General features: G+C 73.0%; 12 protein-coding genes. 8 read left to right on the top strand and 4 right to left on the bottom strand.

The genetic code is table 11. The features are described from left to right. Position 1: 1 nt before the first annotated feature. The 4 genes from dnaJ to BLS67_RS22875 form a co-directional block, all read right to left on the bottom strand. The gene (gene dnaJ / locus BLS67_RS22890) at positions 2-1,237 is read right to left on the bottom strand and encodes a molecular chaperone DnaJ (RefSeq protein ID WP_091250689.1); all 1,236 of its coding nucleotides are present in this window, start codon (positions 1,235-1,237) and stop codon (positions 2-4) included. A 100-nt stretch (positions 1,238-1,337) separates the two neighbouring features. Further along, a complete protein-coding gene (grpE, locus tag BLS67_RS22885; protein WP_242654299.1) occupies positions 1,338-1,922 on the bottom strand; it encodes a nucleotide exchange factor GrpE in 585 nt (194 codons plus the stop codon). Positions 1,923-2,002: 80 nt separating this feature from the next. Beyond that, positions 2,003-3,871, bottom strand: a complete 1,869-nt coding sequence (gene dnaK, locus BLS67_RS22880; protein WP_091250686.1) for a molecular chaperone DnaK — start codon at positions 3,869-3,871, stop codon at positions 2,003-2,005. A gap of 147 nt (positions 3,872-4,018) precedes the next feature. After that, positions 4,019-5,074 carry a GGDEF domain-containing protein gene (locus BLS67_RS22875; RefSeq protein WP_091250684.1) on the bottom strand — a complete coding sequence of 352 codons (1,056 nt, stop codon included), beginning with the start codon at positions 5,072-5,074 and terminating at the stop codon, positions 4,019-4,021. A 212-nt stretch (positions 5,075-5,286) separates the two neighbouring features. Here BLS67_RS22875 and BLS67_RS22870 point away from each other — a divergent pair, with 212 nt between their 5' ends. The 8 genes from BLS67_RS22870 to BLS67_RS22835 all read left to right on the top strand — a co-directional run. After that, positions 5,287-7,605, top strand: a complete 2,319-nt coding sequence (locus tag BLS67_RS22870) for a (Fe-S)-binding protein (RefSeq protein WP_091250681.1) — start codon at positions 5,287-5,289, stop codon at positions 7,603-7,605. 91 nt (positions 7,606-7,696) lie between these two features. After that, positions 7,697-8,251 (top strand): hypothetical protein, encoded by a 555-nt coding sequence (locus BLS67_RS22865; protein ID WP_091250678.1) that lies wholly within the window; start codon positions 7,697-7,699, stop codon positions 8,249-8,251. A gap of 119 nt (positions 8,252-8,370) precedes the next feature. Continuing rightward, complete coding sequence (locus BLS67_RS22860) at positions 8,371-9,330, top strand: DUF389 domain-containing protein (protein ID WP_207500843.1); 960 nt, start codon at positions 8,371-8,373, stop codon at positions 9,328-9,330. Positions 9,331-9,340: 10 nt separating this feature from the next. Further along, positions 9,341-10,519, top strand: a complete 1,179-nt coding sequence (locus tag BLS67_RS22855; RefSeq protein ID WP_091250675.1) for an ROK family protein — start codon at positions 9,341-9,343, stop codon at positions 10,517-10,519. A gap of 124 nt (positions 10,520-10,643) precedes the next feature. Next, a complete protein-coding gene (locus tag BLS67_RS22850) occupies positions 10,644-12,176 on the top strand; it encodes a sugar ABC transporter ATP-binding protein (RefSeq protein WP_242654298.1) in 1,533 nt (510 codons plus the stop codon). Beyond that, the gene (locus BLS67_RS22845; protein ID WP_091250672.1) at positions 12,173-13,282 is read left to right on the top strand and encodes an ABC transporter permease; all 1,110 of its coding nucleotides are present in this window, start codon (positions 12,173-12,175) and stop codon (positions 13,280-13,282) included. Before BLS67_RS22850 ends, BLS67_RS22845 begins: the two co-directional genes overlap by 4 nt. A gap of 40 nt (positions 13,283-13,322) precedes the next feature. Further along, entirely contained in the window at positions 13,323-14,366 is a 1,044-nt protein-coding gene (locus BLS67_RS22840; protein WP_091250669.1) for a substrate-binding domain-containing protein, read from the top strand. A 64-nt stretch (positions 14,367-14,430) separates the two neighbouring features. Further along, on the top strand, positions 14,431-15,051 hold a 621-nt coding region (locus tag BLS67_RS22835), incomplete at its 3' end, for a Gfo/Idh/MocA family protein (RefSeq protein WP_131801830.1).

Here is a 15,051-nt window from a genome sequence, read left to right as displayed (position 1 = left end):
CTCATGCACCCCCTCCGGTGCGCACGGCGGCGGTCACCTCGGGGCGGGGGTCCTCGTCGAGCTGGGCGGCCAGCGCCTCGACCGCGGCCCGCGCCTCGGGGCTCAGCGACCCGGGCACCGCGATGGTCACCGTGACCAGCAGGTCACCGGTGCGGGACTTGCCGTGCACGCCGCGGCCGCGGACCCGGAAGGTGCGCCCGCCCGAGGTGCCCGGCGGCACCTTGAGCGAGACCGTGCCGTCGAGGGTGGGCACCGTGAGCGTGGTGCCCAGGGCGGCCTCGGCGAAGGTGATGGGGACGTCGAGGGTGAGGTCGTCGCCGCTGCGGCCGAACAGCTCGCTGCCGGTCACGTGGACGACGACGAACAGGTCGCCGGCCGGACCACCGCGGCGACCGGGAGCACCCTTGCCGGCCAGCCGGATGCGCTGGCCGTCCTTGACGCCGGCCGGGATGCGCACGGTGATGGTGCGCACCTGGTCGGTGATCCCGCTGCCCTTGCAGGTGGCGCAGGGGTCGTCGACGACCGAGCCGCTGCCCCGGCACTCGCGGCACGGCTCGGAGAACGCGAACGCGCCCTGGCTGCGGCTGGTCACGCCCGCGCCGCCGCAGACCGGGCAGGCGTGCGGCGCGGTGCCGGGCTTGGCGCCGGTGCCGTGGCAGGTGGGGCACGACCCGGGGCTCTGCATGCGCAGCGGCACCGTCACGCCCAGCACGGCCTCGTCGAAGGCGAGGGTGGCCTCGGTCTCGACGTCCTGCCCGCGCGCGGGGCCGGACGCGGCCTGCTGCCTGCTGCGGGTGCCGCCGGGAGCGCTCGCCCCGCCGCCGAACAACCCGCCGAAGAGGTCGCCGAGGCCACCGCCACGGGTGCCGGCGCCGGCCTGGCCGCCGGCCGCGCCGAACAGGTCACCGAGGTCGAAGGGCTGCCCCGCGCCACCACCGGAGGGGTAGCCGCCGGCCGAGGGGAAGCCGCCGCCGGCGCCGCCGGGACGGAACCCGCCGCTGCCGAACAGCCGGCGGGCCTCGTCGTACTCCTTGCGCTTCTGGGTGTCCGAGAGGACGCCGTAGGCCTCGGAGGCCTCCTTGAACTTGGCCTCGGCCTGCGCGTTCCCGGGGTTCTTGTCCGGGTGCAGGTCGCGGGCCAGCGCCCGGTAGGCCTTCTTGATCGCGGCGGCGTCGGCGTCCTTGGCGACGCCCAGCGCGGCGTAGTAGTCCTTCTCGATGAAGTCCCGGGTGCTCATCGGGCGCCCCCCTCCTGCTCGGTGTGCGTCCGGTGGACGGACGGGATCGTTCGGGTGCGGTCGGGGCGACGCGAGGTCGCCCCGACCGCGGTGGAGCCGGTCAGCCGGCCGGGGTGTCCTCGGCCGTCACCGGCGCGGCCGGTGCCGGCTGCTCGGGGTCGGTCACGCCGACCATCGCCGTGCGCAGCACGCGGTCACCGCGCCGGAACCCGGGCCGCAGCACTGTGGTCGCGGTGGGCACCTGCACGTCGGCGGACGTGTCGTGCAGGACCGCCTCGTGCAGGGCCGGGTCGAACGGGTCGCCCGGCGCGCCGAAGGTGGTCACGCCCAGGCCGTCGAGCAGCCCGAGCACGCGGTCGGCGACGACCTTGAACGCACCGGTCAGGTCGCCGTGCTCACGGGCCCGCTCGATGTCGTCGACGACCGGGATCAGCTGACCGGCGAACCGCTCGGCCGCCTGGTCCACGACGGTCACCCGGTCGCGGTCGACCCGCCGCCGGTAGTTGGCGTACTCAGCGGTGACCCGCTGCAGGTCCTCGGTGCGCTCCGCCAGCTGGCGGGCGGCCGGGTCGTCGTCCTCGCCCGGCACCTGGCCGGTGGCGGGTGCGGTGGGTTCGTCCACGACCTCGGCGGTCACGGCATCGGGCTGGTCGACCTCGGGGGCCGGACCGTTCTGCTCGCTCATCTGCTCCCCTGGGGTGGCTGTCGACGGTGGGTGCGGGCCGGCCGGGGGGCCCACGACGGACTCCCCGGCCGGCCGGCCGATCACTTCTTGTCGGTGTCCTCGTCCACGATCTCGGCGTCGACGACGTCGTCGTCGTTGCTCGGGCTCGCGCCGGTGGCACCGGCACCCTCGGCACCGGGCTGACCCTCGGCACCGGCCGCGTTCTCGGCCTGCTGGGCATAGAGCGCACCGCCGACCTCCTGCGAGATCCGCGCGACGTTCTCCTGCGCGGTCTTGATCGCGGCGATGTCGGAACCACCCAGGGCGGAGCGCAGGTCGGTCAGGGCAGCGCCCAGCTCGTCCTTCTTGTCCTCGGGGATCTTGTCGCCGTTCTCGGCCAGGAACTTCTCGGTCTGGTACTGCAGCGACTCGGCCAGGTTGCGCGTCTCGGCCTCGTCGCGGCGCTTCTTGTCCTCCTCGGCGTGCGCCTCGGCGTCGGCCATCATCCGGGCGATGTCGTCCTTGGGCAGGGCCGAGCCGCCGGTGATCGTCATCGACTGCTCCTTGCCGGTGCCGAGGTCCTTCGCGTGGACGTGCACGATGCCGTTGGCGTCGATGTCGAAGGCCACCTCGATCTGCGGGACGCCGCGGGGCGCCGGGGGCAGACCGGTCAGCTCGAACATGCCGAGCTTCTTGTTGTAGGCGGCCATCTCGCGCTCGCCCTGGAAGACCTGGATCTGCACGGAGGGCTGGTTGTCGTCGGCCGTCGTGAAGATCTCGGAGCGCTTGGTCGGGATCGTGGTGTTGCGCTCGATGAGCTTGGTCATGATCCCGCCCTTGGTCTCGATGCCCAGGGACAGCGGGGTGACGTCGAGCAGCAGGACGTCCTTGACCTCGCCGCGGAGCACGCCGGCCTGCAGCGCGGCACCGATGGCGACGACCTCGTCGGGGTTGACGCCCTTGTTGGGCTCCTTGCCGCCGGTGAGCTCGCGCACCAGGTCGGAGACGGCCGGCATGCGGGTGGAACCGCCGACGAGCACGACGTGGTCGATCGAGGACACCGGGATGCCGGCGTCGCGGACCACCTGGTTGAACGGCGCCTTGGTGCGGTCCAGCAGCGACTGGGTCATGCGCTGGAACTCGGCGCGGGTGATCGTGACGTCCAGGTGCAGCGGACCGTCGGCCCCGGCGGTGATGTAGGGCAGGTTGACGTTGGACGACTGCGCGCCCGACAGCTCGATCTTGGCCTTCTCGGCTGCCTCGCGCAGGCGCTGCATCGCCAGCTTGTCCTTGGACAGGTCGATGCCGTTGGCGGCGTTGAACTGCTTGACCAGGTGGTCCATGACGGCCTGGTCCCAGTCGTCACCGCCGAGCTGGTTGTCACCGGCGGTGGCCTTGACCTCGATGACGCCGTCGCCGATCTCGAGCAGGCTGACGTCGAACGTGCCGCCGCCGAGGTCGAAGACCAGGATGGTCTGCTCGGTCTCGCCCTTGTCCAGGCCGTAGGCCAGCGCGGCCGCGGTGGGCTCGTTGACCACGCGCAGGACGTTCAGCCCGGCGATCTCGCCGGCCTCCTTGGTGGCCTGGCGCTGGGCGTCCTCGAAGTAGGCGGGGACGGTGATGACGGCCTCGGTGACGGGCTCGCCCAGGTAGGTCTCGGCGTCGCGCTTGAGCTTCTGCAGCACACGGGCGCTGATCTCCTGCGGCGTGTACGTCTTGCCGTCGATGTCGGCGGTCTTCCAGTCGGTGCCCATGTGCCGCTTCACGGAGCGGATGGTGCGGTCGACGTTGGTGACGGCCTGGTTCTTCGCGGACTGGCCGACCAGCACCTCGCCGTTCTTGGCGAAGGCGACGACCGACGGGGTGGTGCGGGAGCCCTCGGAGTTGGCGATGACGGTGGGCTCGCCACCCTCCAGGACGGTGACGACGGAGTTCGTGGTGCCGAGGTCGATGCCGACAGCTCGTGCCATGGGTGGTGTGGCCTCTCTCGTGCGGGATCAGGGGTGCGGTGCAGGTCCGGTGGTCGAGCGGCTCGGTGGCCCCGGGGGCTTGCGCCCGGTCCGCTCAACTTTCCTGCCCACCGTAACGGCAGACCCCCCTCGCGTGTTCCCGGGGGGTCAGGGACGGGGCAGCCGGGTGATGACCAGGTCGCGCCCGGCCTCCTTGGCCACGTAGAGCAGCCGGTCGGCGCGCAGCAGCACCGCGTCGACGGAGTCGGCGTCGCTGAGCACGCTCACCCCGAAGCTGGCGGTCATGGCGAGGCCGCCGGGGAACCCGCGGGCCGCGATGTCGCGGCGCAACCGCTCGGCCACCGCGACCCCCGCCTCCAGGTCGGCCCGCGGGACGACGACCAGGAACTCCTCGCCGCCCCAGCGCCCGAACACGGCGTCCGGGCGCAGCGAGGACAGGACGACGTCGGCCACCTCCTGGAGCACCAGGTCGCCGACGTCGTGGCCGTACCGGTCGTTGACCGCCTTGAAGTGGTCGAGGTCGAACAGGACGACGGCGGTGCTGCCCCCGGCCCGGCGGTCCTGCACCGCGGTGTGCAGCGCGTCGATCAGGCTGCGCCGGTTGGGCAGGCCGGTCAGGACGTCGGTGTGCGCCAGCTCGCGCAGCCGCGCGGCCTCGGCCCGGCTCACCGCGAGGGCCTCCTTGCTGCGCGCCATCAGGAAGGCCAGCATCGCCAGCACGACCACGTAGACCAGGGCGCCGACCAGCTCGACCGCGTAGTTCCGCGCCCCCGGGGCGACCGGGAGGAAGCGCACCAGCCCCACCACCAGGGCGATCAGCGGGCCGGTGAGCGAGGCGACCAGGGCCCACCGGGTGTCGAACCAGAGGTGGGCCAGCAGCACGAGCAGGCAGAGGTTGGCGAAGACCCCGGGGAACAGCGAGGCCCACGCGGCGTCGTCGTCGGGGGCGACCGCCAGCTGCAGCGCCATCGTGGTCAGCCAGACCAGCGCGAGGACGACGAAGCCGCCGACCTCGACCCACCGCAGCCGCGAGGGCAACCACAGCAGGACGGCGCCGGCGCCGAGCAGGAACGCGGCCAGCAGCGGGAACGAGACGGTCCGCTCGAGGGCGTGGCCGTCGGGGCGGACGATCTGCCACGCGCAGCCCAGCAGGCCCAGCACGCAGATCGCCAGGTAGACCCGGCGTCGCACCTGCCCGTGCACCCGCCGCCTCCCCGTCGCCGCCCACCACGCCGGGGGATCGGCGCAGGTCGAGCGGTCGCCAGAGGTTGTCACGCCGACCTGGGCGCAGCAACGCCGACCCGCGGGAGGGTCGGCACCCCCGCCGGGTTACTCGCCAGTAGCGTGTCGGTGCGCTCGGCTATCGTCCGAGCCGGCCACCGGCGTCGTCCCGACGTGCGGGGAGAGGGAGTTCCGTGGGCGCGTTGCAGATCGTCCTGGGCACGCTGTGCGTGCTGCTGCTGGTCGTCGCCGTGGTGCTGGCGACGCAGGCGGTGCGCAAGATGCTCGCCGTCATCAAGACCGGCCAGCCCGACGGCACCCGGTTCGGCCCGGTGGGCCCGCGGCTGAAGAACCTGGCGGTCGAGTCCCTCGGGCACACCCGCATGCTCAAGTGGTCGACCATCGGTGCCGCGCACTGGTTCGTGATGGTCGGCTTCTACGGGCTGTTCCTCACCCTGGTCGAGGCCTTCGGCGAGGTCTTCTCCCCCACGTTCCACCTGCCGCTGATCGGCAACTGGGGCGTGTGGAACCTGTTCGTCGACGTCATCGGCCTGGGCACCGTGGTCGGCATCCTGGTGCTGATCGTCATCCGGCAGAAGGACCACCCCCGCCGCACCGGGCGCAACGGCCGCTTCACCGGCTCCAACGAGGGGCGCGGCTACTTCGTCGAGGCCGTCGTCCTGGTCATCGGCATCTGCATCCTCTCGATCCGGGCCGCCAAGATCGCCTCGGGCATCGACGACGCCCCCGGCTGGTCGCACCCGATCAGCACCGCGCTGTCGAACCTCTTCCCCGACAACGCCGACGTCGTCAGCGTCATCGCCTTCGTGAAGATCGTGGTCAGCCTGGTGTGGCTGATCGTGATCGCGCGCAACCTGACGATGGGCGTGGCCTGGCACCGGTTCAGCGCGTTCTTCAACATCTACTTCAAGCGCGAGGCCGACGGCGCCGTCGCCCTCGGCGCCCTGCAGCCGATGACCTCGGGCGGCGTGCCGATCGACTTCGAGGACCCCGACGAGGACGCGACCTTCGGCCGCGGCAAGATCGAGGACTTCACCTGGAAGGGGATGCTGGACTTCACCACCTGCACCGAGTGCGGGCGGTGCCAGAGCCAGTGCCCGGCCTGGAACACCGGCAAGCCCCTGTCGCCCAAGATGGTGATCATGGACCTGCGGGACCACCTCTACGCCAAGGCGCCCTACCTGGTGGGGGCCCGCGAGGTCGGCGACGGCAAGGGCGACTCCGCCGGCGGCGAGTCGGTGATGACGCCCGAGGCGCCGTCCATGGAGCAGACCTGGTACTCCGGCTTCGCCCGGATCGAGGGCACCAACGACGCCCAGGCCGAGCGGCCGCTGGTCGGCACGCTCGAGGAGGGCGGGGTCATCGACCCCGACGTGCTGTGGAGCTGCACCAGCTGCGGCGCCTGCGTCGAGCAGTGCCCGGTCGACATCGAGCACGTCGACCACATCATGGACATGCGCCGCTACCAGACGCTGATCGAGTCCAGCTTCCCCTCCGAGGCCGGCGTGATGCTGCGCAACCTCGAGAACCGGGGCAACCCGTGGGGCGTCAGCCCGTCCACCCGCGACGAGTGGATGAAGGACATGCCCTTCCCGGTCCGCCAGGTCGAGGGCGCGATCGACGACGACGTCGAGTACCTGTTCTGGGTGGGCTGCGCCGGGGCCATCGACGACCGCGCGAAGAAGGTCACCAAGGCCGTCGCCGAGCTGCTGCACACCGCGGGCGTCGAGTTCGCCGTGCTGGGCTCGGGCGAGACCTGCACCGGTGACCCGGCCCGCCGCATGGGCAACGAGTTCGTCTTCCAGCAGCTGGCGGCCGAGAACGTCGAGACGCTGAACACCGTGTTCGAGGGGCGCGAGGCCGGCCGCCGCAAGATCGTGGCGACCTGCCCGCACTGCTTCAACTCGATCAACAAGGAGTACCCGCAGCTGGGCGGCGACTACGACGTCGTGCACCACACCCAGCTGCTGGGCCAGCTCGTCGAGGAGGGCCGGCTGGTGCCGGTCACCCCGATCGACCGCAAGGTGACCTACCACGACCCGTGCTTCCTGGGCCGGCACAACAAGGTCTACACCCCGCCGCGCGAGATCCTGGACAGCGTCCAGGGCCTGCGCACGCAGGAGATGCACCGCTGCAAGGACCGCGGCTTCTGCTGCGGCGCCGGGGGTGCGCGCATGTGGATGGAGGAGAAGATCGGCACGCGGATCAACATGAACCGCACCGAGGAGGCCCTCGAGCTCGAGCCCGACGTCATCTCCACGGCCTGCCCGTTCTGCATCACGATGCTCTCCGACGCGGTGAACACCAAGAAGGAGAAGGGCGAGGCGGCCGAGCACGTCGAGGTCCTCGACGTCAGCCAGATCCTGCTCCGCTCGATGGCCCCGGTCGGTGCCGCCGCAGCGGGCGCCGAGTCCGGCCCGACGCCGGGGTCCGAGGGCCCCGGCGACGAGGGCACGGCACCCCAGGGCACCGAGCACGGCGACGTCCAGTAGAAGGGCCTGACCCCACCCCACGACGCGCTCCGCACGCCGCGGGCCCCTGGGGCCAGGCCGTTCCATCCCGTCACCGGGGGACAATGGGGGCGTGAGCTTCATCTTCGGCGGGGTGCGGGGGCGCGAGGACCCCGAGCTGGCCGCCGGCAACCGGCGCTCGGCGCAGCACTACGCCCGCGACATCGGAGACGAGCGCTCGCTGGCCGGTGACCGGCCGACCATCCGGCGCGGCAACCACTGGGCCTGGTTGGCCGTGGCCGTCGTCGTCCTCGCCGTGCTCGCGTTCACCTCCAGCCGCGGCCCCGACGAGGTGCCGCTGACGGCGAACTGCAGCACCCCGGCGATCGGCGTTTCCTCGAGCCAGGTCACCCGCGGCCAGACGATGTACGTGCGGCTGACCGGTCCCGACGACACCGACTTCGTGGTCACCGTCGACGGCGAGCCGGTCCGCGGCGACGCCGGGTCGACCGTGAGCTACACAGAGACCCCGGCCGGACCGTCGCTGCAGCTGGCCCAGTGCCTGTCCCCCGGCCTGGCGATCGCCGCCCCGGCCGGCGACGGCCCGCACGAGATCGCGATGCTGTCGCTGGCCGCCGACGGCAGCACCCGGCAGGTGGCCGCGGTGACCATCCAGGTCAGCAGCTGAACCCGAGCACCCCCTGCTCGATGTGACTCGTCGTCGTGTCCGGCGCACCGGACCCGACGACGAGTCACATCCAGCGAGCCGTCCGGAGCGGGGAACCGCCGGGACGGTAGACACACGTCGTGCTGCTCCACCTGCGGATCACCGTCCCGGCCGACCGGATCGCCGAGGTCCACGACCTCCTCGACGCCCACGTCGGCGTCACCCACCTCGTGCACCTGCCCGGGGTCGTCCGGCGACCCGACGGCGACCTGGTGATGTGCGACGTGGCCCGGGAGTCGGTCGACCACCTGGTCGACGAGCTGCAACGGCACGGCGTGGACCGCGAGGGCGGCATCGCCATCGAGTCGGTCGACACGTCGTTCTCCGCGGCCACGGAGCAGGCCGAGCGGGACGCCCCCGGCGACGGCGCGGACGCCGTGGTCTGGGACCAGGTGGTCGCGACCGCCGACGAGGAGTCGCGGCTGACGCTCACCTTCTGCGCCTTCCTGACCATCGCCACGCTGCTGGCCGCGCTGGCGATCGTCACCGACTCGGCGGTGCTGCTGATCGGCGGCATGGTCATGGGGCCGGAGTTCAGCCCGCTGGCCGGCATCGCCCTGGGCCTGGTGCACGGCCACCGCGGGATCATCCGGCACTCGGTGAAGGCCCTGGGCGTCGGCTTCGCCGTGGCGACCGTGCTCACCATCGGCTTCTGCCTGCTGCTGCGCTGGTGGGGCTGGGCGGACGTCGGCGACCTGCTCGCCGAGCGGCCGGCCACGGGCTTCATCACCCGGCCCGACCGGTGGTCCTTCCCGGTGGCCTTCATCGCCGGGGTCGCCGGGATGCTGGCGCTGACCAGCTCGAAGTCGGCCAGCCTGGTGGGGGTGTTCATCTCGGTGACCACCGTGCCCGCGGCCGCCGCGTTCGCCCTGGGCGTGGCGTTCGGCGACTGGGCGGACTCCGCCCGGTCGGTCCTGCAGCTGGGCATCAACGTGGCCGGCATCCTGCTCGCCGCGGTGCTCACCCTGCTGGTGCTCAAGGCGGTGTGGCGCCGGGTGCCGCGCGCCCTCCCCCGCCGACTGGCCGACGCCCCCCGCTGACCGTGCCACCATGTCCGCCGTGAACGCCCAGGTCTCCGCCTCACCGGCGGCCCTGCTGCACCACGTCCGCACCGGGCGGGCCCGCAGCCGCGCCGAGCTGGTGGCGATGACCGGCGCCTCGCGCAACACCATCAGCAACCGGGTGGACCAGCTGATCGCGGCCAACCTGCTGGCCGAGGGCGGCCGGGGGTGGAGCACCGGTGGGCGGCCGCCGACGCTGCTGCAGTTCAACAGCGAGGCCGGGTGCGTGCTCGCCGTCGACCTGGGCGTGACCAGCGTCGACGTCGCCGTCACCGACCTGTCGGCCCGCGTGCTGGCCACCGCCGGGCACCCCATCGACATCGCCGAGGGCCCCGACGCGGTGCTCGCGGAGGCCCGCCGGCTGGGCCGCCGGGTGCTCGCCGAGGCCGGGCTGGACGACGCCGACGTCCGGGCGGTCGGGGTGGGGGTGCCCGGCCCGGTGGAGTTCTCGACCGGGCGACCCTCGCACCCGCCGATCATGCCGGGCTGGCACGACCACCCGATCCCCGACGCGTTCTCCCGCTGGGGTGCGCCGGTGTTCGTCGACAACGACGTGAACGTGATGGCCCTGGGCGAGCTGGGGGTCGAGGGTTCCGACCAGGACGCGCTGGTGGTGAAGGTCGGCACCGGCGTGGGCTGCGGGGTGGTGGTCGGCGGCCGCGTCTACCGGGGGGCCCAGGGCAGCGCCGGCGACATCGGGCACATCCACGTGGTCGCCGCCGAGGGCCGCAGCGTGCTGTGCCGGTGCGGCAACACCAACTGCCTGGAGGCGCTGGCCGGCGGCGCCTCGCTGCTGCGCGACGCGCTGGCCGCCGGGCTGCCGGTCACCAGCACCCGGGACGTCGTGGACCTCGCGATCCGCGGCGACGGCCCGGCGCTCGAGCTGGTGCGCGAGGCCGGTCGCACGATCGGCTCCGTGCTGGCGGCCCTGGTCAACTTCTTCAACCCGCACCGGATCGTGATCACCGGCGGGGTGGCGCAGGCCGGCCTGCCGCTGCTGTCGGGCATCCGCGAGGCCGTCTACGCCCGGGCGATGCCGCTGGCCGCCCGCACGCTGGACGTCTCGGTCAGCGACGCCCCGGAGCTGTCCGGCCGGGTCGGCGCGGCCCTCATGGCCATCGAGGGGTACCTGGACGACGACTCCGTGCGCGAGGCCATCACCTCCTGAGCCGCTGACCGATCTCGTTTCGGTAACGGTTGTCCGAGGCCTGGGTCACACGCGCTCAGCCGTCCCATAGGTTCACGCCGCGACGTACTAATGCTCATCGATGAGCATAAGTGAAGGCGGTGGGATGGGCAGCGCACTGCTCGAGATGCAGGGGATCGTCAAGACCTTCCCCGGGGTCCGCGCCCTGGACGGCGTGGACCTCGACGTCCGGGCCGGTGAGGTGCACTGCCTGCTGGGCCAGAACGGCGCCGGCAAGTCGACGCTGATCAAGGTCCTGGCCGGCGCGCACCAGCCCGACGAGGGCGAGATCCGCTGGCAGGGCGAGCCGGTCCGGCTGACCGACCCGCAGGCCGCCATGCGGCGCGGAATCGCCACGATCTACCAGGAGCTCGACCTGGTCGCCGGCCTCTCGGTCGCCGACAACGTCTTCCTCGGCCGGGAGCGCTCCCGCTTCGGCCTCAGCCGGCCCACCGCCGACCACCGGGCCACCGCCGCGCTGCTCACCCGGCTCGGCCACCCGGAGATCCGACCCGGTGCGGAGGTCGGCTCGCTGTCGGCGGCCAGCCAGCAGATGGTCAGCATGGCCCGCGCGCTGTCCCAGGACGCCCGGTTGATCGTCATGGACGAGCCCTCCGCGGTGCTGGACAACGAGGAGGTCGAGCGGCTGTTCGCCGTCGTCCGCGACCTCACCGCCGACGGCGTCGCCGTCGTCTACATCTCCCACCGGTTGGAGGAGATCCGGCAGATCGGCGACCGGATCACCGTCATCAAGGACGGCGCTACGGTCGCCACCGGCCTGCCCGCCCGGGAGACCCCGACCCGCGAGGTCATCGCCCTGATGACCGGCCGGACCATCGAGTACGTCTTCCCGCAGCGCACCGACCGCGCGGCGACCACGGCGGCGCCGCTGCTCGAGGTCGAGCACCTCTCGGTCCCCGGTCACGTGGACGACGTGTCCTTCACCGTGGCGCCCGGGGAGATCCTCGGCCTGGCCGGGCTCGTGGGCTCGGGGCGCTCCGAGGTGCTCGAGGCCGTCTACGGCGCCCGGCGCCCCGGCGGCGGCCAGGTGCGGGTCGACGGCCGGCGGCTGCGTCCCGGCGACGTGGCCGCGGCCGTGGGCGCCGGCGTCGGGCTGGCCCCCGAGGAGCGCAAGAGCCAGGCGCTGCTGCTCGGCGAGCCGATCTACCGCAACATCACGCTGTCCAGCCTGGCCCGCTTCGCCCGCGCCGGCTTCCTGTCCGGCCGGGCCGAGCGCACCGCCGCGCGGGAGCAGACCGACGCGCTGGACCTGCGCCCGGTCGACGTCGACCGCGAGGTGCGCACGCTGTCCGGCGGCAACCAGCAGAAGGTCGTGCTCGCCCGCTGGCTGCTGCGGGACTGCCGGGTGCTGCTGCTCGACGAGCCCACCCGCGGCGTCGACGTGGGCGCCCGGTCCGAGATCTACGCCCTGGTGCGCGCCCTGGCCGACCGCGGCGTGGCCGTCGTCCTGGTCAGCAGCGAGATCCCGGAGGTGCTCGGGCTGGCCGACCGGGTCCTCGTGCTGGCCGACGGCCGGGTCCTCGCCGACCAACCCGCGACCTCGCTGGACGAGCACGCGGTCCTGGACCTGGTCATGCAGGGCCTCCCCACCCACACCACCGAGGGACACGTGGCATGAGCGAGCACACCACCACCACCGCGGCGCCGGCGAAGCAGCCCGCGCCCACCGGCCGCACGACCTCGGGCGGGGGCCTGCTGGCCGGTCCGGTCGGGCGCAACCTGGGCCTGGTCGTGGCCTTCGCCCTGCTGTGCATCGTCGGCGTCGTCACCGCCGGCGACCGGTTCGCTAGCGCCGACAACGCGCTGACCATCCTGCGGCTGGCCGCCGTCGTCGGCGTCGTCAGCATCGGGATGACCTTCGTGATCATCGGCGGCGGGATCGACCTGTCGGTCGGGGCGCTGGTGGCCCTCTCCTCGGTCTGGGCCACCACGCTGGCCACCCAGGCCATGGCCGCCGACACGCACTGGGTCCTCATGGCCGGCACGGCGATCCTGGTCGGCGCGATCGCCGGGCTGGTCAACGGGGTGGTGATCGCCTACGGGAAGCTGGTGGCCTTCATCGCCACCCTGGCCATGCTCGCCGCCGCCCGCGGGCTGGCCGAGATCCTGGCCAACCGGCGCACCCAGATCGTGCAGGACCAGGACTTCCTCCGGTTCTTCGCCGCCTCCCCGCTCGGCGTCCCGATGCTGGTCTGGATGTTCGCGCTGGTCGCCGTCCTGGGCTGGGTGCTGCTCAACCGGACCACCTTCGGCCGGCGCACCTTCGCCGTCGGCGGCAACGCCGAGGCGGCCCGGCTGGCCGGCATCCGGGTGCAGCGGCACACGGTCGCGCTCTACGTGCTCTCCGGGGTCACCTGCGGCCTGGCCGCCGTCATGCTCATGGCCCGGACGACGACCGGCAGCTCCACCCACGGCACGCTGCTGGAGCTCGACGCCATCGCCGCCGTCGTCATCGGGGGCACGCTGCTGATCGGCGGCCGCGGCACGATCGTCGGCACCGTCCTGGGCGTGCTGATCTTCACCACGCTGAGCAACGTCTTCACGCTGAACAACCTGTCCAGCTCCGCCCAGGCCGTCGCCAAGGGCGTGATCATCGTGGCCGCCGTCCTGCTGCAGCAGCGGGTCGCCGCCGGCCGCCGGCAGCGCCGCTCCCCCAAGGCGCTCCCGCCCACCGCCGCGGAGGGCGCGCCCGCCGGCGCCAGCCCCGGCGTCCCCGCGTCCTGACCACCTCCGCACGGCACCCCCACCCCACAAGGAGAAACCCATGTCCGCACGGCACCGTCGCCTGCTGACCAGCACCGTCGCCCTGCTCGGCGCCGGCGTCATGGTCACCGCCTGCACCGGCAACACCCCCGAGGCCAGCAGCTCGGGCGGGGGCGGCAACAACGCCGCGAGCTCGAACGACGACACCGGTGACACCGTCACCATCGGCTTCTCCGCCCCGGCCGCCGACCACGGCTGGATGGCCCAGATCACCGCTGCCGCCCGCGCCGAGGCCGACGGCTACGACGACGTCGACCTGGTCGTCGCCGAGGGCACCAACGACGTGTCCGCCCAGATCGCGCAGGTCGAGACCTTCATCAACGACGGCGTCGACGCGATCGTGCTGCTGCCCTTCGACGGCGCCGCGCTCACCCCGATCGCCCTGGAGGCCATGCAGGCCGGCATCCCGGTGATCAACGTCGACCGCGAGTTCGACGACCCGGACGCCGCCCGCGTCACGATCCTGGGCGACAACTACGGGATGGGCGTCTCGGCCGGGCAGTACGTCTGCTCCCAGCTCTCGGACAAGCCCGACGCCGTGGTCGCCGAGGTGGCCGGCATCGACTCCCTGCCGCTGACCCAGGAGCGCAGCCAGGGCTTCTCCGACGCCCTGTCCGACTGCGGTCTGGACGTCGACAACCGGGTCGCCGCGGAGTTCACCGTGGAGTCCGGCGAGGAGGTCACGGCCAACCTGCTGCAGGCCGCCCCGCAGATCGACGCGATCTGGAACCACGACGACGACCAGGGCATCGGCGTGCTGGCCGCGATCACCAATGCCGGCCGCGACGAGTTCTTCATGGTCGGCGGCGCGGGCTCGGCCAACGCGATGCGCAGCATCCAGGCCGGCGACTCGGTCCTGCAGGCCACCGTCATCTACCCGGCCAGCCAGGCCGCGGACGGCGTGCGGCTGGCCCGGCTGCTCGCCCAGGGCAAAGCGCTGTCGGACCTGATCGACGTCGAGGTGCCCCGCCAGATCACCCTGTCGGCCCCCGTCGTGACCGCGGACAACGTCGACCAGTACATCGACAGCGCGTTCGAGTCCTGATCGCCGCCCGGGGCTGCGCGGTGGGTCCGCGCAGCCCCGGTCCTCCCCGGAAGGAAGGACCCGCATGAGCACCCCCCTGCGCGTCGCGATGGTCGGCCACGCCTTCATGGGCCGGGCCCACTCGCACGCCTGGCGCACCGCGCCCCGCTTCTTCGACCTCCCGCTGCGTCCCGAGCTCGCCGTCCTGGTCGGTCGGGACGCCGGGCGCACCGCCGCAGCCGCCGAGCAGCTCGGCTGGGCCGAGACCGCCACCGACTGGCACGCGGTCCTGGAGCGGGACGACGTCGACCTGGTCGACATCTGCACCCCCGGTGACACCCACGCCGAGATCGCGATCGCCGCGCTCGAGGCCGGCAAGCACGTGCTGTGCGAGAAGCCGTTGGCCAACTCCGTCGCCGAGGCCGAGGCGATGACCGCCGCCGCCGACCGGGCGGCCGCGCGCGGCGTCCGAGCCATGGTCGGGTTCACCTACCGCCGGGTGCCGGCGATCGCGCTGGCCCGCCAGCTGGTCGCCGAGGGGCGGCTGGGGACGATCCGGCACGTGCGCGCGGCCTACCTGCAGGACTGGATCGCCGACCCGCAGGCCCCGATGTCCTGGCGGCTGGAGGCCGACAAGGCCGGCTCCGGGGCACTGGGCGACATCGGCGCGCACGTGGTCGACCTGACCCAGCACATCACCGGCGAG

Origin of the sequence: Klenkia soli (assembly GCF_900103975.1) — a bacterium.
Taxonomy (GTDB): Bacteria; Actinomycetota; Actinomycetes; order Mycobacteriales; family Geodermatophilaceae; genus Klenkia; species Klenkia soli.
Note: the sequence above shows the minus strand (reverse complement) of the source record. Positions and strands in the feature narration are given on the sequence as shown.

Bases quoted from the DNA above. Each gene is read 5' to 3' on its own strand.
- dnaJ (WP_091250689.1), bottom strand. From the start codon at position 1,237: ATGAGCACCCGGGACTTCATCGAGAAGGACTACTACGCCGCGCTGGGC.
- grpE (WP_242654299.1), bottom strand. From the start codon at position 1,922: ATGAGCGAGCAGAACGGTCCGGCCCCCGAGGTCGACCAGCCCGATGCC.
- dnaK (WP_091250686.1), bottom strand. From the start codon at position 3,871: ATGGCACGAGCTGTCGGCATCGACCTCGGCACCACGAACTCCGTCGTC.
- BLS67_RS22855 (WP_091250675.1), top strand. From the start codon at position 9,341: ATGTCCGCCGTGAACGCCCAGGTCTCCGCCTCACCGGCGGCCCTGCTG.
- BLS67_RS22850 (WP_242654298.1), top strand. From the start codon at position 10,644: ATGGGCAGCGCACTGCTCGAGATGCAGGGGATCGTCAAGACCTTCCCC.
- BLS67_RS22845 (WP_091250672.1), top strand. From the start codon at position 12,173: ATGAGCGAGCACACCACCACCACCGCGGCGCCGGCGAAGCAGCCCGCG.
- BLS67_RS22840 (WP_091250669.1), top strand. From the start codon at position 13,323: ATGTCCGCACGGCACCGTCGCCTGCTGACCAGCACCGTCGCCCTGCTC.